This is a genomic window from Paenibacillus sp. CF384 (assembly GCF_900106745.1).
Taxonomy (GTDB): Bacteria; Bacillota; Bacilli; order Paenibacillales; family Paenibacillaceae; genus Paenibacillus_Z.
The window spans coordinates 189,926-214,703 of the sequence record NZ_FNNV01000009.1; the positions used below are offsets into that span (position 1 = coordinate 189,926).

Genomic DNA, 24,778 nt, shown 5'->3' on the forward strand with positions numbered 1-24,778 from the left:
TTGCTTTCGATTATATAAACACTTCCAGCAATAAATCGATTGCGCGATCCGCATCAACGTTAATGCAAACGTCAACCGGCGAACCGACGACAGGTTTTCTCCTCCGGTCAGCAACGGTCATCCCCAGGCTCAGCTCACCTTTACACTCAACCGATAGATGCATTTGCTGCGTCTGCACGATGCCGGGCTCCAGCGCAACCATCACGGCAAGAGGGTCATGCATAGGCGCACATTGCTGCAAGGCATCCGCCTGGCGGTAGAAATCGAAGTAATAGGACATGGACCGATTCAGGAAGCTGACAATCTCACGATTCTCCGGTTTGCAGGTTTGCTCCAGCAAATCCAGATGAGATTGACGAAGCCGCGTTTGATAGGTGACGTCCAAACCGACCATCGTAATCTTCAAGCCGGATTGAAAGACGAAATCAGCTGCTTCCGGATCGCCCCAAATATTCGCTTCGGAGGTTGGTGTTACATTGCCGGGAACGTGAACAGCGCCGCCCATTAGATAGAGATGCTTCACCTTCGAAGGAAGCTCAGGATCTTTCTTCAGCGCATGTGCGATGTTCGTAAGTCTGCCAAGTGCAACGATAACGAGCTCATTCGCCAGCTCATCCGCCGTGCGAACGATGAAATCCGCAGCGGGTTCCGATATAGGACGCTGCGATGAAGCAGGAATTTCTACATCGCCGATTCCGTTTGCGCCATGCACATGCGTAGGGAATACTTCCACGGTGCGAGTAAGCGGCTGTGGAGCACCTTGGCTGACGGGTATTTGGTTCTCGCATCCGGCTAGCTTTAGAATTCGCAGTGTGTTCTCGGTTGCTTGATCAACAGGGATATTGCCGAAAGTAGTTGTAATCCCAACGATATCTGCCTTGCCTGATTTGATGCCATATAAGATGGCCAGTGCGTCGTCGATTCCCGTATCGGCATCGATGATCATTTTCAGTTGTTTCATTATAGAACTCCTTATTATCCAGTTGTTAAATGATGCTACACTCCAGTATACCCTGCCCGGTGCCGCAGCACCAATATTAGGATGAAAAGTGTTGAACAAAAGCGCAATGAAAATTAAACTTGAAGTATACAATCCTTACCATGTAAGGGCAAAGGAGCAGACCTAAGATGCCGAATGATCGCACGAACGTAAAACCAGAAGTTGCAGCCTATCTCGATAGGATCGGCTACCAAGGACCGCTTGACGGCAGTGCAGCAGCGCTGGCCGACCTGCAAGAATGTCATCTGCATGCGGTGCCTTACGAGAATTTGGATATTATGAACGGCCGCCCATTGTCCCTGCAGATCGATTCCCTCATGGACAAAATCATCCACCGTCGCCGCGGCGGATACTGCTTCGAGCTGAATGCGCTGTTTGGCTGGCTGCTGCGGGAGCTGGGGTATCCGGTTACGGATTTCGTGGCTCGTTTCTGGCGTGATGTGGATACGCTGCCGCCGAAACGTCGTCATCATGTACTGAAGGTAGAGGCAGAGGGCAGAACCTATTTAGTCGATGTTGGCGTGGGAGGCATTGTGCCGAGGCGTCCGATTGAGTTGGTAGAGAAGCTGGAACAGACGCAAGGCGACGAGGTCTATCGAATGGAGCGAGACAGCGAGTTTGGTTGGTTTCTATGTGAGTGGAAGCGAGGGGCATGGAGCCGGATTTATTCCTTTACCGAAGAGCCGCAGCTTGCGGGCGATTATGAGTTTGCGACGTTCTGGTGCGAGAATGCGCCGGATTCGGTATTCAGAAAAGCGCCGATCCTCGCGATTCGAACGAAGGAAGGGCGCAATACGGTAGCCGGAGAAGAGTTCCGTATCTTCGCAGGCGAAGGTGCACCTGTTGTATTTCATGCAGGGACGAAGAGCGAATTTGATGAAGCGCTGGCAAAATATTTTGGCATCAAGCTCTAAGCTTTCACTTTCCTCATTGCCAGCAGCATGCGGAAGCTAAGTACAGCGAATATCGTAATACCTCCGCAGAGCAAGAAGGCAAGCCCGTAATGATGGACGTAATACTTGACATGCAGCCAGCGATCCCCGAGCAGGAAGCCGATATAAATAAAGAGAACGCTCCAAGACAGCGCGCCTGTGTAAGCATAGAGGATAAACGTGCTGAATTTCAGTCTCGACATCCCTGCCATATAAGCCGTAATGTGGCGAAGGCCCGGCACGAAGAAGCCCAGAATAAGCAGCAGATTGCCGTATTTATTCATCCATCCTTGCGCACGTTCAATCTTAGCGGCAGAGATGTGAATTTTGGGACCGTATTTGAGCAGGAAAGGGAGCCCGAACCGGATGCCGATCAAGTAGCTCAAGGTAATGCCTAGGGCCGAGCCGAGAAAGGCACATAACACGACAAGCAGCGGATGCAGGGTTCCGTTGCCGGCGAGATAGCCGGAATAGGTGAGCAGCACTTCGTCCGGGACAGGCACACCGACAATGCCAAGTGCGAGCGCGAACGTTAAACCTATATAACCATAGCGGAAAATGAGCAGTTCTAATAGATATTCCAAGCGGTGCAGCCTACTTTCTTATGCGGGTTCAAGTCTGTTTCGACTCGCTTGAGTACGCTTTTGTTATATGAAAATGAAGTTGTTTTATATTTCTTCCCTTCTCATTATGGACTATACTAGGGTCGAATCCAATTTATCGAAAAAGGTGGCCATTACATTGACACGTAAATTGCGTTGGGGCGTTATCGGCTGCGCCGGAATTGCCGTGCATTCCGTTATTCCGGGCACGAAACAATCCGAAACCGGCGAAGTGACAGCGATTGCAAGCCGCGATTTGGCTAAGGCGGAAGAAACCGCAGCGAAGCTCGGCATCGCCAAAGCCTATGGAAGCTATGAAGAAATTTTGAATGATGCGGATATCGATGCTATCTATATTCCACTACCGAATCATTTGCATATGGAATGGTCCATCCGTGCGATGGAAGCAGGGAAGCATGTCTTATGTGAGAAGCCAATCGCGCTTAATGCGGAAGAGGCTGCCCGCATGGCTGATGCCGCTGCGAAACACGGTGTTCATCTGGCTGAAGCGTTCATGTACCGACAGCACCCACGTTATGAAGAGATTCAAGCGATTATCGCTTCCGGCGAAATCGGTGATATTCGCGGCATTCACGGTACGTTTACGTTCAATAATGCCGGCGATTCCAAGAACGTACGTTACCGCAGAGATTGGGGCGGCGGTTCGATCTATGATGTAGGCTGCTATCCAATCAGCGCAGCAAGATTGCTGCTCGGTGCTGAGCCTGAAGCGGCAACCGTCCATGCCTTAATTTCCCCTGAGCATGACAACGTCGATATGATGGCATCGGGTATTCTGGAATTCCCGAACAGCGTAGCGTTGACATTCGATTGCGGCATGTGGGCAGCTTTCCGCAACACGCTTGAGATCATCGGAACAGATGGCCGTATCGAAGTGCCTGAAGCGTACATCGGCAATCCTACTTTCTATGTCCATTCGAAGGACGGCAAGCGCGAAGTGACGCAGCCGACATTGAATCAATATGCGCTGCAAGCAGATGAGTTTACCCGCGTTGTATGGGGAGAGAAAGAAGCTTCCTTCACTCCTGCCGATGCTGTAGCCAATATGAAAGTTATCGATGCTTGTTTGAAATCAGCTTACTCGCGTACTCGGGTTAGCATCTAATCCATTTAGGAGGTTTATAGAGCCATGAAACAAATCACAATACCCGGCGTTAAACAGGGCATCTCTCAGCTTATCATGGGATCGGACTATTTTGCACCAGAAGTTTATGAATTGGTGTCTGCGAATTTGGATGCGTTTACGGCGATCGGCGGGAACACCATCGATTCAGCTTTTATTTATTACGGCGGCAAGAGCGAGCAGGCTATCGGCATGTGGATGGAAGAACGCAAAAACCGCGATTCTATCAATGTATGGACTAAAGGGGGTCACCCGAACCATGAGGGACCAACCGTTAACAAGAAAGCCATTTACGATCAACTGATGGTTAGCTTGGAGCGTCTGCGCACGGATTATATTGACTTGTATGCCCTTCATCGTGACGATACGAACGTCCCGGTTGGCGAAATCGTTGAGATTCTGAATGAACATATTGAAGCGGGTCGCATTCGCGCGTTCGGCGGTTCGAACTGGACGACAGCTCGTCTGCAGGAAGCGAATGAATATGCAGCCGCTCATGGTCTGCGCGGCTTTGAATTCAGCAGCCCTAACCTTAGCTTGGCGAAAGCACAAGAGCCTTACTGGGCAGATTGCATTAGTGTAGATGATGAGATTCTGGGCTGGCATGAACGCACGGAGCTGCCGCTGCTGTCTTGGTCGGCACAAGCGCGCGGTTTCTTCACAGGCCGGTTTACGGCTGAAGATCGCACGGATGCGGATTTGGTACGCGTATTCTATAATGACGACAACTGGGAGCGTTACCGCCGTGCAGAGCAGCTGGGCAAAGAGAAAGGCTTCTCGACGATCCAGATCGCGCTTGCTTACGTGCTGAACCAATCGTTCCAAACGGCTGCTATTATCGGGGCGCGGAATGAAGCAGAGATGAAATCTTGTTTGGAAGCGACAACGATTACGCTGACGTTGGAGGAAGTCAAATGGCTGGATCTGCGGACACGTTAATCGAGCTATGGCCGGAAGGCGCGCCGCTTGCTGCCGGAACGACCGATGAGGATCGTCCGGCGCTCACGCCTTATTTGGTAGAAGGCAGTGAGAGTGTCGTGATCGTCTGTCCGGGCGGTGGGTATGGCATGCGGGCTGACCATGAAGGAGAGCCGATTGCGCTTTGGCTTAACGGGCTTGGCATTTCATCCTTTGTGCTGCGTTACCGGGTGGCGCCTTATCAATACCCGAGTGCGCTGTATGATGTACAGCGGGCCATTCGATATGTTCGCCTACAAGCGGAAGAGCTTGGCATGAACCCGCGGAAGATCGGTGTACTCGGGTTCTCCGCAGGCGGACATCTCGTCTCTACGGCAGGTACTCATTATGATGCAGGGAATCCGGAAGCAAATGATCCGATTGACCGGATGTCCTGCCGACCTGATCTTACGCTTCTGTGCTACCCCGTGATTACGATGCAGTCTCCGATTACGCACGAAGGCTCCCGTATCAATTTGCTCGGCACGAATCCGTCCGATGAGATGGTCGAGCTGCTTAGCAATGAACGGCAGGTCACGCCGGACACGCCGCCGACTTTCCTCTGGCATACGTCCGATGATGGCGCGGTTCCGGTCGAGAACAGCCTATTGTTTGCAATGGCGCTGCGCCGTGCAGGGGTTCCGTTTGACCTTCATGTCTATGAGCAGGGCGTTCATGGCTTGGGGCTGGCGGAAGGCGACCCGCATGTGGCCAACTGGACGGCGGTATGCGGACTTTGGCTGAAACGCAACGGATTTTAGCAAATGGAATGGAAGAAGAAGGCCTCTCTTGTGAGCTGAACGGTCCGCGTGAGTGTGGACGTTCCTGGCAAGGGGGGATTTTTTTTGAACAATTCGGATGATTATCCCCTTCCCGCTATGTTAATCTAGTGAGGTAGTCTGTGCGATCCAAGAAGCTAAAGGAGAGTAGAAATGACGATGAGCGAGAATAGAACTTTCGAAGGTACCTATCAGGGAGAAAAGGCAGTTTGGTTGAAATATGACCGCTACGAGGCGGCAATTCTGCCCGAGGTTGGGGGAAATCTGATCGCTTTCCGTGATGTGGCAAGCGGTACTCAATATCTGCATGAACCTACAATGGATGAAATGGAATCGTTCAAAGCGAGACCGTTCATTCATGGGATTCCGGTATTATTTCCGCCGAATCGCTTCGAGGATGGCAAGTTTCCTTGGAACGGACGGACGTACCAATTCCCGGTCAATGAGCCTGCGACAGGCAACCATCTGCATGGCTTTGTACATAGCGAGACTTGGGCAGTTGAAGAATTCGGCACGACAGCCGGTGAAAGTTACGTTGTCGTATCCCTGTTAGTGGATGAGCAAAGTGCGGTGTATACGTACCTGCCGCATAAATTCACGATCAAGCTTCGTTATGCGATCAGTGCCGACGGTTTGCACCAGCATGTCATGGTTCGCAATGAAGGCGACGATGTCATGCCATGTCTGTTCGCGTTCCACACCTCGGTGAATGCTCCGTTCGTTCCGGGCGGTTCTGCGCAAGACTACCGCTTGAAGCTGACGATCGGCGAGCGTTGGGAAATGAGCGAGCGCATGCTTCCGACAGGCAAACACCAGCCACTGTCCACGAACGAAGAGCTGATGAAAGGCGAAGGCGTCTATCCATTCTTCGAATCGCTGGACAACCATTACACGGCAGTGGCACAGAATGGCCGCAACCGGATGGAGCTGACCGACACGAAACATGGTATCACGCTCGTTTATGATGTGGGTACTTCGTACAAGCAGTGGATGATTTGGAACAACGGTGCTACAGAAGGCTTCTTCTGCCCAGAGCCGCAAATCAACCTCGTGAACGCGCCGCATGTGGACATGCCTGCCGATGAAATCGGCTTGTACAGCCTAGCTCCGGGCGAGATTTGGGAAGAGACGGGCCGCCTTTACGTGAAGAAAGCTTAGATGGCAGGTTGATTGAGACGATCTGGCCGACTGGGGCAGGGCAATTTCCGGCTGCGGGAGGTCATACTGCAGGTGGTGGAAGGTTGCCGAATGGGCAATGTTTGACCAGCAAAGCAGCCGCCTGCCAGCTGGGAATGAGAATGTTGCATGGAATGCAACATTTCGCGTCCCAGGAGCTCGGAAGCGTGAAAATGTTGAGCGGAATGCAACATTTGGCCCGGGAAGAGCTTCAAAGTGGCGGTTGGAGGCGAAAATGTTGCACAACGCGCAACATTTTCCTTCCCGAGGTCCCAAATGCTCGAAATTGCTGCACAAACTGCAACATTTGACGCCAAGCAGCCATCTGGCTGCTTGGGAGTGGGAGTGAGGGTGGGAATGTTGCTGAAACTGCAACATTTCGCGTCCCAGGAGCTCGGAATCGTGAAAATGTTGCGCGGACTGCAACATTTGGCCCGCGAAGAGCTTCAAAGTGGCGGTTGGAGGCGAAAATGTTGCACAACGCGCAACATTTTGCTTTCTGGGGTCCCAAATGCTCGAAAATGCTGCACAAACTGCAACATTTGACGCCAAGCAGCCATCTGGCTGCTTGGGAGTGGGAGTGAGGGTGGGAATGTTGCTGAAACTGCAACATTTCGCGTCCCAGGAGCTCGGAATCGTGAAAATGTTGCGTGGAATGCAACATTTGGCCCGCGAAGAGCTTCAAAGTGGCGGATGGAGGCGGAAATGTTGCACAACGCGCAACATTTTCCTTCCCGAGGTCCCAAATGCTCGAAAATGCTGCACAAACTGCAACATTTGACGCTAAGCAGCCATCTGGCAGCATGGGAGTGGGGGAGGTGGTGGGAATGTTGCATGGAATGCAACATTTCGCGTCCCAGGAGCGCGGAAGTGTGAAAATGTTGCGCGGAATGCAACATTTGGCACGGGAAGAGCTTCAAAGTGGCGGTTGGAGTCGAAAATGTTGCACAACGCGCAACATTTTGCTTCCCGAGGTCCCAAAAGCTCGAAAATGCTGCACAAACTGCAACATTCCGCGTCCCGAGGGCTCGCAGCTTTGTAAACTAGCAAAAGTCCGCATCAGCAGCCGAGTGCGCTTCCTCCATTGGAGAAGCGCCGGCCGCTGATGCGGACTTTTTTCACCTAATGCTTCGAAGCAAGCTGTAGACATTCGTGTCATGCGACTTGCCGCCTTGGACCATGTAATCTCGCAGCACGCCTTCCTGCTGGAACCCGAGCTTCGTTAACACAGCATGAGATGCGCCATTCTCTACAAAAACGACGGCACCGATTCTTGCCAGCTCAAGCTGCTCAAAGCCGTACGCGACGATCGTTGCCACAGCCTCAGATGCATAGCCTTTGTGCCAGTGATCCGGATGGAGCTCGTAGCCGATCTCGGCTCTGCGATGCTTGGGCATCCACGCATTGAATCCGATTGTGCCGATAATTCGGTTATCCGGGCTGTCTTTGAGCTGGATTCCCCACCGAATACCGCGCTTCTCTTGATAATTCCGAGCGAACAGCATGACGAATTCGGCGGCTTGCTCCAGTCGTTCGAGCGGTTCTTGCCCATAATAACGCGTGACGTCAACGTTTGAGAAACAAGCAAATATCCCGGCCGCATCGGCTTCAGTTAACTCTCGTAATAGCAGTCTGTCGGTTTCTAGTCTCGGAAACAGATGAGTCCCTCCTAATCATGGCAGCGGCAGCTGTCCCTTACGGATCGCTGACGGTGTTGAATTGCGAACCTTCTTAAACACTCTACCAAAATAAGTCATCGTGGAGAAGCCCGCACGTTCGGCGATCTCGGCGACCGGATAATCGGTATCGCGCAGCATTCGCTCGGCTTCTTGTACACGCAGCATGTGGATGTATTCGATTAATGTCTTGCCGGTGACCTGCTTGAAGATTTTGCAGAAATGAGTCGGACTTAGATTCACCATACGCGCAGCTTCGTTCACGCTGATCGATTCCTGGTAACGTTCGCGAAGCGTCTGGAGCAGATGCGATAAATCATAAGGTTTCTGCGCGCGTGGCAGAGATAAGTCCGTGTGCTGCTGGGCATAGCGAAAATAAAGCCCAAAGATCCGCAGCAGCTCTGCCTTCACGAGCAGCTCATACCCCGGCTGTTTCCCTTGGAACTCCTCCACGAGTCGCTCGAATGAATGATTCATCTCGTTGATGTACGGGGCAGTCGCCTGCATCGAACTTGGCCATTTGACCTGCTGCTGCAGGTAGGGCACGAAATAATGATGCTCCGTTATATCAAGCCCGCTTCCCCGCACCAATGCTTCGTTAAACACGATGCAAATCAGCTCCGTATCCGGTTCAAGCGTCACAACGCCATGAAGCTGCTTTGTATTAACAAAGGCCAATTCTCCCTTGTTCAATGGCATAAAGGAAGCATCAATTTGTACCCGGGCACGACCTTCTTTGACATAGATCCATTCCATATGATCATGCCAATGCAAATGCACGTCTTTCACAATAAACACGTTGATCGGAAAGGTGCGATCGGGAATCCACGTATTCTCTTTAAACGGACTTACCGTCATAAGGACAGCCTCCAGTCTATACGTACGATTTTACGTCATATATGGATAAAATCTCAATTGGAATCGCTTTTATCACCTAGAATATCGTAAGATTGTACGAATTGTTCGCAATTTTGGTTCTAGTTTGAAGCACAACCTTTCGGTACGATAAGAGCAGAACCAGCGCATTTGGAAGCAATAGCATAGTATTCGGAAAGGTGATGGAACGAATCGTGAACAATATTCGAATCGGCACACTGGTCAATGGCAGCACGGCAGCAAAAGTTATCCCGCAAATCATCCCGCATGGCTTCGAATCATTCGGATTAACGTTCTGGCAAACCACGCAAGGCACGGATCTGCAGGAGCTCGCTCGTCAGGTCAGAGAGCAGCTGGCGGAGCGCGATATCGTCATCTCGACATTAGGCGTATTCGGCAATCCGCTCACAGGCGCAGGCGACAACCATGATACTTTAGCCAGCTGGGAGCGGTTAATAGATGCTGCTGAAGCTTTTGGTACAGACCTTGTGACCGGATTTACGGGTAGAATGCCCGGCAGCATCGATGAGTCCATGACGAGATTTGGCGAAGTGTTCGGCGAACTGACCAAGCGGGCAGAGTCGCGCGGTGTTCGGATCGCTTTCGAGAACTGCGATATGGGCGGTACTTGGGGGCGTGGCGAATGGAATATCGCGCATAACCCGACGGCATGGGAAATGATGTTCAATACGGTGCAGGCAGATAACATCGGACTGCAATGGGAGCCTTGCCATCAGATGGTGAGCTTAATCGATCCGATTCCGCAGCTTCGCAAATGGACGTCCAAAATCTTCAACGTACATGGCAAAGATGCTACAATCGCATGGGATGTCGTGAAGGAATACGGCATTCACGGACCTCGTGAATTTGTTTGGCACCGGACACCTGGTTTCGGCGATTCCAACTGGACCGATATTATTTCAATTCTGCGTCAAGCCGGCTACAAGGGCAGCATCGATATCGAGGGCTGGCATGATCCGGTCTACAAGAATGAGCTCGAAATGACAGGACAAGTCCATGGTCTAAATTATCTCAAACGCTGCCGCGGTGGCGATTTTGTTCCTAATCCGGTATAGAAGGAGATCGATGAACGATGAAGCATCGCATAGTAGTAGCAGGCTGCGGGGGCATGTCCAATACGTGGCTCGATTACGCAACCGAGCGTGAAAATGCCGAAATTGTCGGCCTTGTCGACATTTATGAAGAGAGTGCCAAGGCACAGGCAGCTAAACGCAGCCTGCAAGTACCGACCTTCACAGATCTGGCAACGGCCTTAGCCGAGACGAATGCGAATCTTGTATTCGATGTTACCATTCCGGCTAGCCATAAGCAGATCGTTACAACCGCCATGCGTGCAGGCTGTAATGTATTCGGCGAGAAACCGATGGCGGAATCATATGCCGATGCCGAAGAAATCGTTGCGGTGAGCAAGGAAACGGGCAGAAGCTACGCCGTGATGCAAAATCGCCGCTATAACAAGCAAATCCGTTCCTTCCTGGATTTGATCGGCTCTGGAGCAATCGGGACGGTCGGCTCGATTCATGCGGATTTTTTCCTCGGACCGCATTTCGGCGGTTTCCGCGACCTGATGGACAATCCGCTGATCGTGGATATGGCGATTCACACGTTTGACCAAGCCCGCTTCCTGAGCGGCGCAGATCCGGTATCGGTCTATTGCCATGAATATAACCCTCCGGGCTCCTGGTACAAAGGAAACGCATCTGCGGTTTGTATTTATGAAATGAGCGATGGTTCGGTGTTTACTTATAACGGTTCCTGGTGCGCAGATGGGTTGAACACCTCATGGGAATCGAACTGGCGCGTCACCGGCAGCGAGGGCGGGGCACGCTGGGACGGAGCCACGATGCCGTACGGCGAATGCATAGACCGTTCGAAACCGGCAGGCTTCACCCTCGAGATGAAGCGCGTGGAAGGCAGCCAAGAATGGAGCGGGCGTGAAGGTCACTACGGCTGCATGGATGAAATGTTCGCTGCGCTGGAGGAGAATCGTCCGGCCGAAACGAACTGCCATGACAACATTAAGAGTGTTGCGATGGTGTTCGGCGCAGTCGAGAGCGCGCGTCTGGGACAGAAGATTAAGCTGTAAGCAGCCATTGTACGAACCTTGTAAGTAGAGAGAGTCTGCCATTGCGGCGGCTCTCTTTTTCTTGTTGATTAGATGGTTTCCAACTGATGCATAATAACATAAAAACATCCAGCGGGGGTAAATCTATGACTTCAACCCAAGAACATACATTGCCGACGCTGTCGCATACCCTTCACGAGTTCGAGGACTGCAGCGATCTCATTCACCGAACGATTCCTACTCTTGATATCGATATTGTCTTTATCGGCAACCTGATTTCGGGAGACAAGCTTTACAGAGATCTGATCAATCTGGTCGAGAATGCAGACCAAGATCAGCTGCGACGGCTCTTTGAGCAATCGAAGTTTGTTCCAATGACGGACAGCAAAGAGCTCATTGTCAGCATTTTATCCGGACGAGCAGCATTATTCTTTGAAGGAAACGTTTATATCATTGATGTTTCCGGCAATGAGGGCCGCTCGGTATCGCAATCGGAACAGGAAACAACCATTACCGGGCCGCATGATGCGTTCACGGAGGATGCCGGCGTCAGTCTGGGATTGCTCCGCAAACGGATTCGAAGTTCTCACCTTAAAGTGATCAAGCTTGCCGTAGGTGAAGTTACCAAGTCAGATGTCTATGTGCTCTATATGAAAGACTTAGCAAACATGGAGTACGTCAACGAACTGAAGAAACGTATTCAGGACATTGAAGTGGATGCCGTGCTGGATACCAACATGCTGGTTCAGCTTATCGATGATAGCCCTTATGCTCTCTTTCCGCAAATCTTAACTTCCGAACGCCCCGATGCAATCGCCTCTAAGCTCGTAGCAGGGAGGGTAGTCGGATTAATGGACGGGAGTCCGACGGCGTTCAGCATTCCCGCTTCTTTCGTGGAATTCTTCTCTTCCTCCGATGATTATTACATGCGCTGGATGCTCGGCTCTGCGACGCGAATATTGAGATTTATCGCGCTCTTCATCACCATGATCTTTACAGCGCTGTATGTGTCGGTTACGACCTTTCATTATGAAATGATTCCGCAAAATCTTATTCTGACGCTGGCTGAATCTCGCAGCAGAGTGCCTTTTCCACCCGTGTACGAGGCGATGCTTATGGAGCTTACAATCGAGCTGCTGCGCGAAGCGGGAGCGCGTTTGCCGACCAAGATCGGACAAACCATCGGTATCGTCGGTGGTATCGTCATCGGTCAAGCGGCCGTTCAAGCTGGGCTGACCAGTAATATCCTCATCATTGCGGTCGCTTCCTCGACGATCGCTTCGTTCGTGATCCCTAACTATACGATGAGTGCATCGATTCGCCTGATTCGATTCGGACTGATTTTGTTGGCCGGCTTATGGGGGAATCTCGGACTTGCCATGGGACTTGCAGCTGTCATTATTCATCTGAGCGGCATGACCAGCTTCGGTTCTTCTTACCTGACTCCGATTGCACCGAATAACCCTTCGGAGTGGCGTGACGTGCTCTTCCGCGCGCCATTCAGCAAGCTGAACTATCGCCCTTCTCAGACGCGAACGAGAAATATGGTTAGACAGAAGATGAAGAGGTGAAGCGCCTATGAATAGCTCTGGATCGGAGAAACTATCGGCTTTCCATATGACGATATTGGTCTTTATGACGCAGTTTGGTGTCGTTGTGTTCATGCTTCCACGGATGCTCAGCAAGACCTTCGGCACGAACGGATGGATGATGATGCCTGTTTACGGACTGATCGTGATCCTCAATTTGCTGCTGATCGGCTTCGTGTACAAGCTTGGCAAAGGAAAGTCGATTTTCGATATCATGGAGCATGCCATCCCGAAGCTCCTCTTAATGCCGCTCTACTTGCTGCTCATTGGCGTCTGGGCAATGCTGGGCTGCCTGGTTGCCAAAGAATATGTCCTAATCTTTCAAATGCTTGCTTTCCCGACGACGAATCCGATGCTATTCAAGCTGGCCATGGATGTACTCTTATTCTGGCTGATGATCAAAGGGTTGTACAATATCTCCAAAGCCGCCACGATGTTCTTCTGGGCTTCCATTTGGATGCTGCTGCTCGTGTTCTTCTTCTATGGCGAGTTCAGCTTCTCTAGGCTGACACCGTTCTTGTTCAAAGGAGGCACTGCCACCTTGGTGGATGTAGTCGGTATCTACTCCGCTTTTCTTGGCTATGAGCTCATCATGCTTACCTTCTCGTATACCGATGCCAAAACCAAAATTCTTCGCTCTTCCATCCTCGGGAGTCTGTTAACGACGGTATTCTATACCTATGTCAGTTTGATCGCATTCGGCTTCTTAAGCCAGAAGCAATTGAATCGCATGCTATATCCTTTAATCGACCTGATGGCATATATTAAATTCCCTTTCATTGAGAGGATGGAGAACTTGTTCTATGGTTTCTTCCTATTCACGACAATTCTTACAGTCGTAATGTATCAATGGTCGGCAAAGGAGGCTTGCCGCAGACTTTTTCCCAAATGGAAAGAAAATATAATAGCCGGAGTTATCGTGTTGATCTCCTATATCGTTTCCTATGTGCCCAAGACGTTAAGCGAAGTCCAAACTTGGCTGCAATTGATCAGTTCCTTGGAATGCGTGGTGGCCTTCGTCTTGCCGCTGTTTTTATTGCTGGTGTTAAGTCTGACGAGAAAGAAAGTGGTTGCCTCATGAACAAGCGCATCAGAAATCGTGTCGGAAAGCTGCTGTTAGCAGCCCTCACCGTAGCGAGTCTAATCGGCTGCGGCGATCAGCGCGTGCTGGAGAAGCTCGGTTTCTCCCAGGTGAGCAGCTATGATTTGAAGGACAATAATATGCTGGAGGTTGCGGTTTCGATGCCGAAGGCAGAACCGCAAGCACGCACGCAGCGCGAAGTGTTAAGCGCAATTGCGGTGAGCAGCAAAGAGGCCAGAAGCAAGCTTGCAAAACAGACGAATCTGCTTCTGGTAAGCGGTCAACTGCGCAATACGTTATATAGTATGGCACTAGCGAGAAACGGCCTGGAGCAGCATATGGACACACTCGTGCGAGATCCTTCGATTTCTCCGCGGATCAAGATTTCTATCGTGAATGGCAATGCCAAGCAGATGCTGGAGAAGGAGTACAAGCAGCATCCCATAACCGGAAAGTACATTGATGGGATTCTGGAAAAGGAAGCGACAGGCAGATCGATACCGCAAACGTCGCTTTACTCCTTTATGCGCGATCTCTACGATGACGGGATTGATCCCGTCGCGCCGGTTCTCAGAGATGCAGGTGAGCACATCAATATCGATGGCGTAGGCTTATTTCGTGAAGATCGTTATATTACGATGATCCGCGCGAGAGATGGGCTTATTTTTTCTTTTCTAAAGGAGTCCTTCAAGCGAGGCGAGATTAGTATTCATCTGACCGGCGAAGAGAATGAGCGCAATACCATCACACTTAGTTCGCTAACGAGTCGCAAGAAGGTAAAGGTCGGCCACGATGCATCGGGATTACCAACCCTTCACATTCAAATACAGTTTAGTGGAACGGTCCTTGAATATACGGGAAAAGGATCACTTTCAGAGGCGGGTAACCGAAAGAGAGTGGAGCAGCAAATTGCAAAACAGCTAACCGCGCGCGGACAGAAGCTGATTGACTTCATGCAGAAGAACCGGGTTGACAGCCTCGGCATGGGCATTTCGGTACGCAACCGTATGAGCTATGCGGCTTGGCAGAAACTGAACTGGATGGAGACGTACCCTTCCATTCAGGCAACTTGCGGCTTTACCGCGGTGATTAGCAATACTGGCAAGGCAGAGTAAGCAGAAGAAACCGAATCAAGCAAACAAATAGAAAAATGCAGCAATGTCCCGGCAAGCATCGATTTTCTATACTGAATATAGGAGAGGAGTGCCTGCTAAGGAGATAAGGAAGCAGGCTGGTCGGCATGCAGGAGAGGAGGGAAGCGCGTCCGCAGGTTAGCGGCTTGAAACCGAAGCAATACCATATGATCCGAGAGGGAGTGTATGATATGTTAACCGGTTTACGTGTCAGGGGGAGAAAGCGGCGGTTCAGCTCGCTGCTGCTGGCCTTCGCCATCATGATGGGAGCGCTTGTCATCCCGCAGCAAGCATTCGCAGCAGATTACACCGTTCAACAATGGCAGACGGTAGAGATTTCATTGACCAGCTCCAAAACGTACACAAACCCATTTCAAGACGTCGATGTAACCGCGACCTTCAGTGGACCCGGCGGGGTTACGATTACCCGTCCGGCTTTCTGGAACGGCGGAGCCGTGTGGAAGGTTCGGTTTGCCCCGACGGTGACCGGTGCGTGGACGATGACGACAACCGCAAACGACACGACGGATACCGGGCTGCACAATGTTAGCAAAACCGTTCAAGCGAATGCCTATACAGGAAGCCAGGCGATCTATCAGAAAGGTTTCTTGAAGGTAAGCAGCAATGGCCGCTACCTCACGTACAATGACGGGACGCCGTTCTTCTATTTGGGCGATACCCACTGGATTTTGCCGCATGAGCGGTTCTCAACCTCGAATAAATCAGGGGTGGCCTCACAGTTCAAATATGTGGTGGACAAACGCGTAGGGCAAGGGTTCACGGTGTATCAATCCGAGCCGATCTGGCAGCCGCATGGCGGAGGCACGCATACCGGGGCGGATGAAGAAGCGGTAGCGAACCTCAGCGATGGTTTCTCTAGCACGGACTTGCCCGGGTTTGCTAACTTGGATCAGAAATTCAAGTATATTGCCGATCAAGGACTCGTCCATGCCAATGCGCAAGTAACTTGGGCGCTTGATCCAGCTAGTTACAGCGGTGTATATACCGATGCCTACATGGCGCGAGTGGCTAAATATTGGGTTGCGAGATATGGCTCCTATCCGGTAATCTGGACGATTGCACAGGAGATTGACCGCAACATGTACAACAACTACAACACGACGACGATGAGCAAATGGTATGCCGTCGGGCAGAGCATATCGGATAATGATGCGTATAACCAGCCGCTCATGCCGCATATGGAGAATACAAGCACATCGGTCGCTTCGAACTCCACTTGGGCGAGCAAAGCTTATCATGATGGATGGGCGGTTCAGTGGCAAGGAGATATGACCGGCATGAGCACGGCGAAGGACTTCTGGAACTTTGCGACAGCCAAACCTTCGGTCATGTATGAAAGCGCATACGACGGCTTCTGGACGGATTCCCGCGGTGCACTGGGTGCTGCGTACAAGTCGTTCCAGTATGGAATTTACGGGTACGGATATGGAGCTTCGGGCACGTGGAACGATGTGTATTCCGTGTCAGGCGCCGCTGAGGATTTCGGCACCGGCTATGAGCTTCCGGCGCGGTATACCTGGTGGTATGATGGCGCGAACTATGTGACGGGCGATCAATTGACTTATTTCAAAAGCTACTATACGTCCTTGGAGTGGTGGAAGCTCGTCCCTCGATTCGATGACGCCAGCTGGGGAGCATTCAACGATACTTCGAGGTCTCTGTTATCCTCCGACGGTAATTCGGTGTATTCAGTATTCTTCTTTAACGGCACAACGAGCACCGGCACATTGAAGCAGATGGATAACGCATTCCTGTACAATGCCCGTTGGTACAATCCGAGAACGGGGGCTTTCACAACGATTAGCAGCAGCGCGCAGGCTTCATCCGGACAATGGAACATACCGGCCAAGCCGGACTCGAACGATTGGGTGCTGCTTGTTCAGAAGACGTCAACGCTAGCGCCGAACTTAACGAATCTGGCGCTCGGCAAGACGTATTCCAGTTCCTCCTCGTGGGATGCGAATCAGCAAGCGCCGAAAGCCTTCGACGGCACGACGGCGACGAACTGGCAGGCATGCAATACTTGCTGGAACGGCCAATGGCTGGAAGTGAATTTCGGTGCGAACACGACATTCAATAAAGTCGTGCTAACCGAATATGACAGCCGCACAACAGGGTACCGGATTGAGTATTGGAACGGTTCTACATGGCAGACGGCCTATACCGGTACGAGTATTGGCGCGAGCTTCGTGCCGAAGACCATTACGTTCAGCGCAGTGACTGGCAGCAAGGCCAGAATATATTTCACCTCGGGAACGGCGAATGCTCCGATTATTTATGAATTCGAGGTTTATTATGATGTTCCGAATCTAGCGCTGGGCAAGACTTATTCCAGTTCCTCCTCGTGGGATGCCAATCAGCAGGCGCCGAAAGCCTTCGACGGTACTGCTGCGACAAACTGGCAGGCATGCAGCGGCTGCTGGAGCGGCCAGTGGCTGGAGGTGAATTTCGGTGCAAATACCACCTTCAATAAAGTGGTGCTCACCGAGTATGACAGCCGAACGACGGGATACCGCATCGAGTATTGGAATGGCTCCTCATGGGCGACGGCCTACACGGGCACGACCATCGGAGCAAGCGGTGTGCCGAAGGTCATTACGTTCAGTGCGGTAACAGGCAGCAAAGCCCGTATCTATTACACGTCGGGCACCAGCTATGCGCCGATCATCTATGAGTTTGAGGTTTATAATCAGTAGAAATATGCAACAAAGAAAGACCGGGTACTTCGCTGGTGGCGAGGTACCCGGTCTTATTGATTAAAGGATATTAGGTGCGTCCACGTTCGGATCGGTATCCGCTTCATAATCGACGCCTTCGGTTTCGAAGCCGAACAGCTGGAAGAACTCCCGGCGATAGCCTTCGAGATCCGAGAGCTGCTCGATGTTTTCCGTCGAAATGGCATCCCAGATCTTCGCTACTTCTGCTTGAACATCCTCGCGCAGCTCCCAGTCGTCAATGCGAATGCGGCCTTCTGCGTCCAGCGGAACATCGCCGCCTGCATATAAGCGTTCGGTGAACAAACGGTAGGTTTGCTCGATACAGCCTTCGTGCAGCCCTTTCTCCTTCATCACTTTATAAAGTGCGGAGATATAGAGCGGTACAACTGGGATCGCGGAGCTGGACTGCGTCACCAGCGCTTTGCTGACCGTAACGAATGCCCGTCCGCCAATGGAGCTTAGCTGTTCACTGAGCTTCTTCGCAGTAGCTTCCAAATGATCCTTAGCTTGTCCGATGCTGCCTTCACGGTAAATCGCTTGCGTAATCTCCGATCCGATATATGAGTAGGAGATCGTTGTTGCGCCTTCAGCGAGCACGCCGCCTTGTTGCAAAGCGTCAATCCACATTTGCCAGTCGTCGCCGCCCATAACCATTACTGTATCTTGAATTTCCTGCTCTGTGGCAGGCTCGATTGAAATCGATGTCACTTCGCCACTGTGGAAATTGACGGTCTTGTTCGTGTACGTGGAGCCGATTGGCTTCAACACGGAGTTTGCCGTTTCGCCTGTCTTCGGATCCGTTCTGCGCGCGGAAGCTACGCTGTATACGACCAGATCAACTTGACCCAGCTCTTGCTTGATCAGGTCAATGGCTTTCTGCTTCGTCTCATCGGTGAACGCATCACCTGTTACGCTGAACGACTTGAGGCCTGCTTGCTGCGCAGCCTGTTCGAATGCAGCGGAGTTGTACCAGCCTGCCGAAGCCGTGCGATTCGCTTTGCTCTCGCTTTGGCGGTAGACGCCAACCGTATTCGCGCCGGCACCGAATGCCGCGACAATACGAGCTGCGAGCCCGTAGCCAGCGGATGCGCCAATGACGAGCACGTTGCGAGGCCCGGAGATGGCTGCGCGTTCTTTGACATAATCAATTTGTTCCTGCACTTGAAGGGCACAGCCCGTTGGGTGAGCGGTCGTGCAGATAAAACCGCGTGTTCTTGGTTTGATAATCATGTGTGTCTGTTCAATTCCTCTCAATCGCATTCTAATTATAGGCAATACTCAATGTTCTGATAGTACCTTTATTGAAGCGAATCCGCAACATAGTAGGCATAAAAAAGAACGGCGCCCTTCACCGTTCATGGGAGGGGAGGCCGTTCTTCGTTTATTTCTTCTCGCCAATCGGCATCATCATGCCGTTGTCCATGCCCATCATGCTGACGCTGCCGTCCGTGTCATCGCCTTCGTATAGATAAACCTCGGTGCCGAATGCAGGCTCGGCATAAGGAAGATGCGTGCGGCCACGGGCGAGAATTTGGCGGTAGTTGCCGGAATCACCTTCATGGCCGTCATGATCCCAAGGCACCCAGGAGCGTGCGTTGCAGTAGTGACAGACGTAGGAACGGCGGAATCGGTCAGTTGTCTTATTCGGATAAGACCGGTGAAACAGATGCGAATGGAAGAATAGGACGTCGCCCGGCTGCATCGGTACCGAGATCGGAGGCGGGTATTTGGCGGCTACTACCTTCGCCAAAGTGTTCACTTCATCGTCCAGATGGCTCACGTTCTGCACGCCGTCCAAATTCGAGAAGGCATCCAGGGCATGGACGTTGCCGCCGCCGATTTCGGCAGGTGGATAAATCGGTTCATGGTTGGAGCCCGGGGCTACCCAGAGGCAGCCATTCTCCTCGTCGACTTCTTCGAGCGCGATCCATGCGCCGATCAGCGTGTCCGGATGGGTCTTGATATAACAAGCGTCCTGATGCCAGCCCTGACCGCCGCGGCCGGGTGGATTCAGGAACATCATGGATTGTACGGCATATACATCCGGTCCGATGAGCGCTTCGGTGACATCCAGGATGCGTGGGTTCAGCAAACCGCGTTCAGCGGAAGGTTCGATGCGAGAGAGCATGTGCACGCGTGTCGCATCCAGGAACTCTTCATTTAGAGGATCGCCGCCATTGGAATCGCGAGCAGGCTTCTTATTCTTGTTTCTTGTCTTCTCGGCAAGCTCGTAGAGCTCGGCGATGTCTTCTTTTGACACCAAGCCTCTTACAATGAGGTAACCGTTGCGATGATAATGCGCATATTCCTCCACACTGACCAAATAACGGTCAACCCGTTCGCGGGACTTAGGCGTATAGTAAGTTGCCATCGATTCTATTCCTCCAGTAACGAGATGATATGCTCTAATTGTGCAATATTAAGAGAGCGGTTTCAATGGAGGGAAATGATTTTCCATGTGTTTATTTGATATCTGGGCTGACTACGATATGTCGATTGACGAAAGTTCGATCCGGGTCGACGCCAATTGCCGCATGTCGGACAATCCGCCCTTTGCAGCGCTCTATATATTCGGTTGCGGTAATGCCGCGGATACGTTTGTACATTTTGGAGAAATGATGCTCATCGCCGAATCCGGCTAAGTACGATATTTGCTTGACCGTCCCCGCGCCTCTCATCATCAATTCCTCGGCCCGATGCAGCCTGCGTTCAAGGAGCATTCGTTTCGGTGACATGCCAACTGCTTCGACGAACATCCGTGTAAAATGCGCATGAGACCAACCAGATCGCTGAGCAATCATTTCGATCGTAATCGGCTCTGTGAGATGCTCTTCCATGTAGGCGATACTATTGGCGATTTGGACGGGGTAGCTGCTGATTGCAAATTCCGGCGTTTTATCGGCGAACGCTGCTAATTCCTCGATGGCCGTCGTTAATAGCGAGGCGAGCCTGCGCCGCCAGTGGTGGGATTGATAATTGGCGACCACGACAATCTGATTGATAATGGCGCCGATCAAGCTGTTTTGTGCGGCCGGAATCACATGAATGGTGCTGAGCAGAGCGGTGAAACGCGGATCCTTCTCCCGCAGGAGGTCGTAGTCGAAGTGCACGAATAGATGCCGCACATTGCGGTCGCGGTCGAACAAATACCGGTGCACAGTATCCGGTTGTGTGAACACGAAACATGGCGCGCTCAGCCTATGCTGGACGGGCTGCATCCCTTGAACCTCATACAGCGTACCTGATCCTTCGGGAAAATAGACCAGCTCATAGTCGACGATCGTGCGCGGCCCTAACTGGTGACCGCCCGCTTGCACGATAATATCGCCAATACTGTTGATGGTAGGTAAACCGCTTTGATTAGGCAGCATCCGGCGGACTTCCTTTCTGCGGGGGTTGCGATTAGGCGCGTAGGGGCTACGGCGTCCTTTGGGTATATTATTGCTGAGATCCTGCATGCCGCGCAATAGATTTGCGAGTTGGCTCGCAACTGTTTGCTGCTGAGAAGCGTCCATAGTAGAAAGGTAAGTTTAGATGCGAAGCGAGGAGTTGTCGTAATGAAGAAGAAATGGATTGCCATATTGTGCGTCGTTTGTTCACTTGTAACCGGAACTGCTGTATACGCTGCCGGTCAATTGTCGCTGAAGATAAATGGGGTCAATGTAAAAGACAGCGGTGCGTACTTGCGTGATAATCGCGTCTATGTGCCGCTTCGTATTGTATCGGAACAGTTAGGCGGTGAAGTTGCTTGGAATTCGGCGAAGAAGGAAGTCAGCATCACGGGCGGTGGCAGCGGTGCGGTTGATATATGGAAGGATGATTCCTTCCCCGGCTATATCCAATATAATAGTGTCATTAATGTAGTGAACCGCTACATGGCTGCTCTTCAAGGTGCATTCTCCAGCTCGTATGATGCGGATGAAGATTTCAAATTGCTGCTTTCGGCGCAAGCGATTCAAGATGATGTGCGCGTATGGCATCCATTCTCAGGGATGGTTGGCTCATCGATGCGCAGCATTTCGAGCTATAAGATCCTAGACGGCAGAACGCTGGGCAAAGACTCAGCCAACAGGCCGATCTATGAAGTCGCGGTGCGCTACAATGTCATCAACCCCGGGGATGATAGTACGTACAAGCAGATCACGAAGGCGTATACCGTTATCACAGAAGTGATCAACAACCAGCTGTTCTACAAAATCGATCAGGAACGCCTCCTCAGCACAGTAAAGCTGAATCAGGAACCGAGTCCGTTTAAGTAATGTAGTGGATGCGTTAGCAGCGAGAGTGGAGTATCCACTCTCTTTTTTTTGCGTAAAAACTCCAATTTTCTTATTGAATTTCCCTACTGGGCGAGCTATAGTGAGAGTAGGAATTAGGTTTTATATAAAGAAGTTGGTTTTATATACAGAACCGACTCATTAACAATGGATGAGGCGATTGGCGTGTCTGAGGAACGCAAGTACTGGGTGCCTGCGCTGGAGAAAGCAGATAAAGTGCTGACTGTTCTGGCACAGGAGCCAGCTAAGCATAAGCTGATCGACTTGTCGAAGAAGCTTGAAATCAACAAGAGCTCGATGTTCTCCTTGCTGAGCACGATGGAAACGCTCGGCTGGGTGAAGCGGGCGGCAGGCGATACGTATACGCTTGGACATACCTTTGCCGAATTCGGCTCCTCGTATTTGAAGCAATATGATTTGCATCCTTTTTTCATGGACGAAGCGGTGGCGGTTCGTGATCGGCTGCAGGAAACCATACAGCTCGCGAAGCGCATCGACGACCAGGTGCTGTATATGGGCAAAGTTGAAGCGAATTCGCCGGTCCGGCTGCAATCCGAGCCGGGGATGCGGCTTCCCGCACATGCTACGGCGCTCGGCAAAGCGATGCTCTCGCAGCTAAGCGATCACGAAAGGCTCGCACTGTACCCGCAGGTTGATCTGCCGAAGCTGACGCCCCATACGATCGACAATCGCAATGAGCTGTTTGCCCAATTGGATGTCATTCGCAAGCAAGGTTACGCTTTGGACGACCAAGAGTCAGTTATGGGTTTCCGCTGCGTGGCGGCTCCGATTATGGCCGGCAATAACGCGAACCAAGCTGCTGCGGTCAGCTGTTCCATGCTGCTTCACCAATGGGAAGTCAAGTCGAACCAAGCCATCGAAGAAATGAAAGGGCTTGCGCAGCGATTATCGCTACCCAACCATAACCTTTAAGGGAGATGAGAGAATGCGGTTGCACAATAAAGTAATTCTCATTACAGGCTCGGGCTCCGGCATCGGCAAGAGCACTGCACTATTGTTTGCGCGTGAAGGCGCAAAACTTGTTATCAATGACTTGAATGAGCAGAACGGGACGGATACGGTCAAGGAGATTCAAGAAGCGGGCGGAGAAGCGATCTTCATCCGTGCGGACGTCACCAATCCGGCTGAAGTATCTGCCATGGTCGATCAAATAATCGCTCACTATGGCTTCATCGATGTGCTTTTCAACAATGCGGGCATCAGCGGAGTAGGCTTGCTGCACGAGATAGAGCCGGATGCATGGGATCGCGTCATTAACGTGAACATTCGCGGTGTCTTCCTGCCTTCCAAATATGTCATCCCTCACATGATGGAGCGTCGCGCTGGCTCGATCATTAACATGTCTTCGTGCATTGCGGAGATCGGACTGGCACGCCGTGCTTCTTATGCCGCAACTAAAGGTGCTGTCCTAGCGCTTACGAAATCCATGCAAGTAGATTACGCGCCTTACAATATTCGCGTTAATGCCCTTCTGCCGGGTACAATCATGACCCCATTCGTAGAGAATTACTTGAAAACCTCATATGCAGATCCGGAACAGGCAATCGCAGGTTTGAAGAAACGTCAATTGAGCGAAGAGCTTGGTCTGCCGGAGGATGTTGCCAAAGCAGCGTTGTTCCTGGCATCCGATGAGTCTTCGTTCGTGATGGGCTCTCCGTTCTACGTGGACGGCGGCGTTGTTTTCGGCAAGAACGCTTAATTCTAACGAACTAATTCTAAATAATTTCATTTATTCCCACTATGAGATCGGAGGCCAATTCACTTATGAAACTCATTAGCATCTCCAAACAAGGTCGCAATGCGCTTGGCGTAGTAACAGAGAACGGTGTCGTAGACGTAGAAGCAGCCCTTCAGGCATCTGCAGGAAGCGCAAACGCAGAGGTACCATCAACGGTGATGGCGGTCATTGAAGGTGGAGAGGCTGCAACAGCTTCCCTTAGCAACTATATCGAGTCCCTTCAAGTGGCCGGCGGCGAATCCTATGTTCGTCAAGAAAGCGAAATCGAGTGGGGACCATGCGTTACGCATCCGAACAAAATCATTTGCATCGGACTCAACTACCGCAAGCATGCGGAAGAAACGAATGCACCGATTCCTGCTTATCCGATTCTGTTCAATAAATTCAACAACACACTGACAGGCCATCTGAAAGATATCGCCGTTCCGAAGGTAACGGAGAAGCTGGATTATGAAGCAGAGCTTGTTATCGTAATCGGCAAGAAAACCAAGTATGTAGCCAAAGAAGACGCACTCTCCCACGTGTTCGGCTACTGCGCCGTAAACGATCTGTCCGCACGTGACCTGCAGCTGCGTACGCAGCAATGGCTGCTGGGCAAATCCTGCGATGATTTCAGCCCGCTCGGTCCTTACCTTGTGACTGCCGATGAAGTCGGCAATCCGAATGATCTGTGGATCAAGTCTACCGTAAACGGCGAAGTGCGCCAGAACTCCAATACGTCGGATATGATTTTCGCTTGCGATGAGATTGTCAGCTATGTGTCGCAGCATATGACGCTTGTGCCGGGCGATGTTATTCTGACGGGGACGCCTGAAGGCGTTGTGCTTGGACTTCCGGTGGAGCAGCAAGTGTATTTGAAGCCGGGCGATGAGGTAACGATTGAAATCGAGAAGCTGGGTGCGCTGACGAACCGTTTCGTAGCAGACGCCGAATAAAGAGAAAAGGAGTGCCTCGGCACTCCTTTTTTATAAAA

22 protein-coding genes are annotated in these 24,778 nt (G+C 51.5%); 15 read left to right on the forward strand and 7 right to left on the reverse strand.

The genetic code is table 11. From position 1 onward, the window contains the following. Window positions 1–10: 10 nt before the first annotated feature. Window positions 11–961, reverse strand: a complete 951-nt coding sequence (locus BLW29_RS16520; protein WP_256208672.1) for a nucleoside hydrolase — start codon at window positions 959–961, stop codon at window positions 11–13. A 167-nt stretch (window positions 962–1,128) separates the two neighbouring features. On the opposite strand from BLW29_RS16520, the gene BLW29_RS16525 reads away from it, so the two are divergent. Beyond that, window positions 1,129–1,914 carry an arylamine N-acetyltransferase family protein gene (locus BLW29_RS16525; RefSeq protein WP_090981517.1) on the forward strand — a complete coding sequence of 262 codons (786 nt, stop codon included), beginning with the start codon at window positions 1,129–1,131 and terminating at the stop codon, window positions 1,912–1,914. Here BLW29_RS16525 and BLW29_RS16530 read toward each other — a convergent pair. Beyond that, window positions 1,911–2,516 (reverse strand): DedA family protein, encoded by a 606-nt coding sequence (locus BLW29_RS16530; RefSeq protein WP_090981519.1) that lies wholly within the window; start codon window positions 2,514–2,516, stop codon window positions 1,911–1,913. The genes BLW29_RS16525 and BLW29_RS16530 overlap by 4 nt on opposite strands. A gap of 157 nt (window positions 2,517–2,673) precedes the next feature. Here BLW29_RS16530 and BLW29_RS16535 point away from each other — a divergent pair, with 157 nt between their 5' ends. From BLW29_RS16535 to BLW29_RS16550, 4 genes are all read left to right on the forward strand, one after another. After that, window positions 2,674–3,660, forward strand: a complete 987-nt coding sequence (locus BLW29_RS16535) for a Gfo/Idh/MocA family protein (protein ID WP_256208674.1) — start codon at window positions 2,674–2,676, stop codon at window positions 3,658–3,660. A 24-nt stretch (window positions 3,661–3,684) separates the two neighbouring features. Next, on the forward strand, window positions 3,685–4,617 hold the full coding sequence (locus BLW29_RS16540; protein ID WP_090981521.1) for an aldo/keto reductase: 933 nt from the start codon (window positions 3,685–3,687) through the stop codon (window positions 4,615–4,617). Then, complete coding sequence (locus tag BLW29_RS16545; RefSeq protein WP_090981523.1) at window positions 4,593–5,396, forward strand: alpha/beta hydrolase; 804 nt, start codon at window positions 4,593–4,595, stop codon at window positions 5,394–5,396. Before BLW29_RS16540 ends, BLW29_RS16545 begins: the two co-directional genes overlap by 25 nt. Window positions 5,397–5,573: 177 nt before the next feature. Beyond that, entirely contained in the window at window positions 5,574–6,572 is a 999-nt protein-coding gene (locus BLW29_RS16550) for an aldose 1-epimerase (protein WP_090981648.1), read from the forward strand. 1,136 nt (window positions 6,573–7,708) lie between these two features. Here BLW29_RS16550 and BLW29_RS16560 read toward each other — a convergent pair. After that, complete coding sequence (locus BLW29_RS16560; protein ID WP_090981528.1) at window positions 7,709–8,248, reverse strand: GNAT family N-acetyltransferase; 540 nt, start codon at window positions 8,246–8,248, stop codon at window positions 7,709–7,711. A gap of 15 nt (window positions 8,249–8,263) precedes the next feature. Continuing rightward, window positions 8,264–9,124, reverse strand: coding sequence for an AraC family transcriptional regulator (locus BLW29_RS16565; RefSeq protein ID WP_090981531.1), 861 nt, complete (start codon window positions 9,122–9,124; stop codon window positions 8,264–8,266). 200 nt (window positions 9,125–9,324) lie between these two features. On the opposite strand from BLW29_RS16565, the gene BLW29_RS16570 reads away from it, so the two are divergent. The 6 genes from BLW29_RS16570 (at window position 9,325) to BLW29_RS16595 (ending at window position 17,748) form a co-directional block, all read left to right on the forward strand. Beyond that, window positions 9,325–10,218: a sugar phosphate isomerase/epimerase family protein gene (locus BLW29_RS16570; protein ID WP_090981533.1), complete on the forward strand. Its 894-nt coding sequence runs from the start codon at window positions 9,325–9,327 to the stop codon at window positions 10,216–10,218. 17 nt (window positions 10,219–10,235) lie between these two features. After that, window positions 10,236–11,249: a Gfo/Idh/MocA family protein gene (locus tag BLW29_RS16575; protein WP_090981535.1), complete on the forward strand. Its 1,014-nt coding sequence runs from the start codon at window positions 10,236–10,238 to the stop codon at window positions 11,247–11,249. Between the two features lie 125 nt (window positions 11,250–11,374). Next, entirely contained in the window at window positions 11,375–12,799 is a 1,425-nt protein-coding gene (locus tag BLW29_RS16580) for a spore germination protein (protein ID WP_256208675.1), read from the forward strand. A gap of 7 nt (window positions 12,800–12,806) precedes the next feature. Next, a complete protein-coding gene (locus BLW29_RS16585; protein ID WP_090981539.1) occupies window positions 12,807–13,898 on the forward strand; it encodes a GerAB/ArcD/ProY family transporter in 1,092 nt (363 codons plus the stop codon). Then, the gene (locus BLW29_RS16590) at window positions 13,895–15,013 is read left to right on the forward strand and encodes a Ger(x)C family spore germination protein (RefSeq protein WP_177186675.1); all 1,119 of its coding nucleotides are present in this window, start codon (window positions 13,895–13,897) and stop codon (window positions 15,011–15,013) included. The genes BLW29_RS16585 and BLW29_RS16590 overlap by 4 nt, the downstream gene beginning before the upstream one ends. 125 nt (window positions 15,014–15,138) lie before the next feature. Beyond that, window positions 15,139–17,748 carry an apiosidase-like domain-containing protein gene (locus BLW29_RS16595; RefSeq protein WP_090981545.1) on the forward strand — a complete coding sequence of 870 codons (2,610 nt, stop codon included), beginning with the start codon at window positions 15,139–15,141 and terminating at the stop codon, window positions 17,746–17,748. A gap of 60 nt (window positions 17,749–17,808) precedes the next feature. Here the strand turns inward: BLW29_RS16595 and fabV are convergent, their stop codons facing one another. From fabV to BLW29_RS16610, 3 genes are all read right to left on the reverse strand, one after another. Then, window positions 17,809–18,999 (reverse strand): enoyl-ACP reductase FabV, encoded by a 1,191-nt coding sequence (fabV, locus tag BLW29_RS16600; protein WP_090981547.1) that lies wholly within the window; start codon window positions 18,997–18,999, stop codon window positions 17,809–17,811. A 151-nt stretch (window positions 19,000–19,150) separates the two neighbouring features. Further along, the gene (locus BLW29_RS16605) at window positions 19,151–20,140 is read right to left on the reverse strand and encodes a phytanoyl-CoA dioxygenase family protein (protein ID WP_090981549.1); all 990 of its coding nucleotides are present in this window, start codon (window positions 20,138–20,140) and stop codon (window positions 19,151–19,153) included. Window positions 20,141–20,231: 91 nt separating this feature from the next. Then, a complete protein-coding gene (locus BLW29_RS16610; protein ID WP_177186676.1) occupies window positions 20,232–21,140 on the reverse strand; it encodes an AraC family transcriptional regulator in 909 nt (302 codons plus the stop codon). Window positions 21,141–21,326: 186 nt separating this feature from the next. Between BLW29_RS16610 and BLW29_RS16615 the strand changes: the two genes are divergently transcribed. The 4 genes from BLW29_RS16615 to BLW29_RS16630 all read left to right on the forward strand — a co-directional run bounded on the left by BLW29_RS16615 (window position 21,327) and on the right by BLW29_RS16630 (window position 24,740). After that, the gene (locus BLW29_RS16615; protein ID WP_090981553.1) at window positions 21,327–22,028 is read left to right on the forward strand and encodes a copper amine oxidase N-terminal domain-containing protein; all 702 of its coding nucleotides are present in this window, start codon (window positions 21,327–21,329) and stop codon (window positions 22,026–22,028) included. Between the two features lie 183 nt (window positions 22,029–22,211). Next, window positions 22,212–22,979, forward strand: a complete 768-nt coding sequence (locus BLW29_RS16620) for an IclR family transcriptional regulator (protein WP_256208678.1) — start codon at window positions 22,212–22,214, stop codon at window positions 22,977–22,979. A gap of 13 nt (window positions 22,980–22,992) precedes the next feature. After that, a complete protein-coding gene (locus BLW29_RS16625) occupies window positions 22,993–23,766 on the forward strand; it encodes an SDR family NAD(P)-dependent oxidoreductase (protein WP_090981557.1) in 774 nt (257 codons plus the stop codon). A 65-nt stretch (window positions 23,767–23,831) separates the two neighbouring features. Continuing rightward, window positions 23,832–24,740, forward strand: coding sequence for a fumarylacetoacetate hydrolase family protein (locus tag BLW29_RS16630; protein ID WP_090981559.1), 909 nt, complete (start codon window positions 23,832–23,834; stop codon window positions 24,738–24,740). Window positions 24,741–24,778 lie beyond the last annotated feature (38 nt).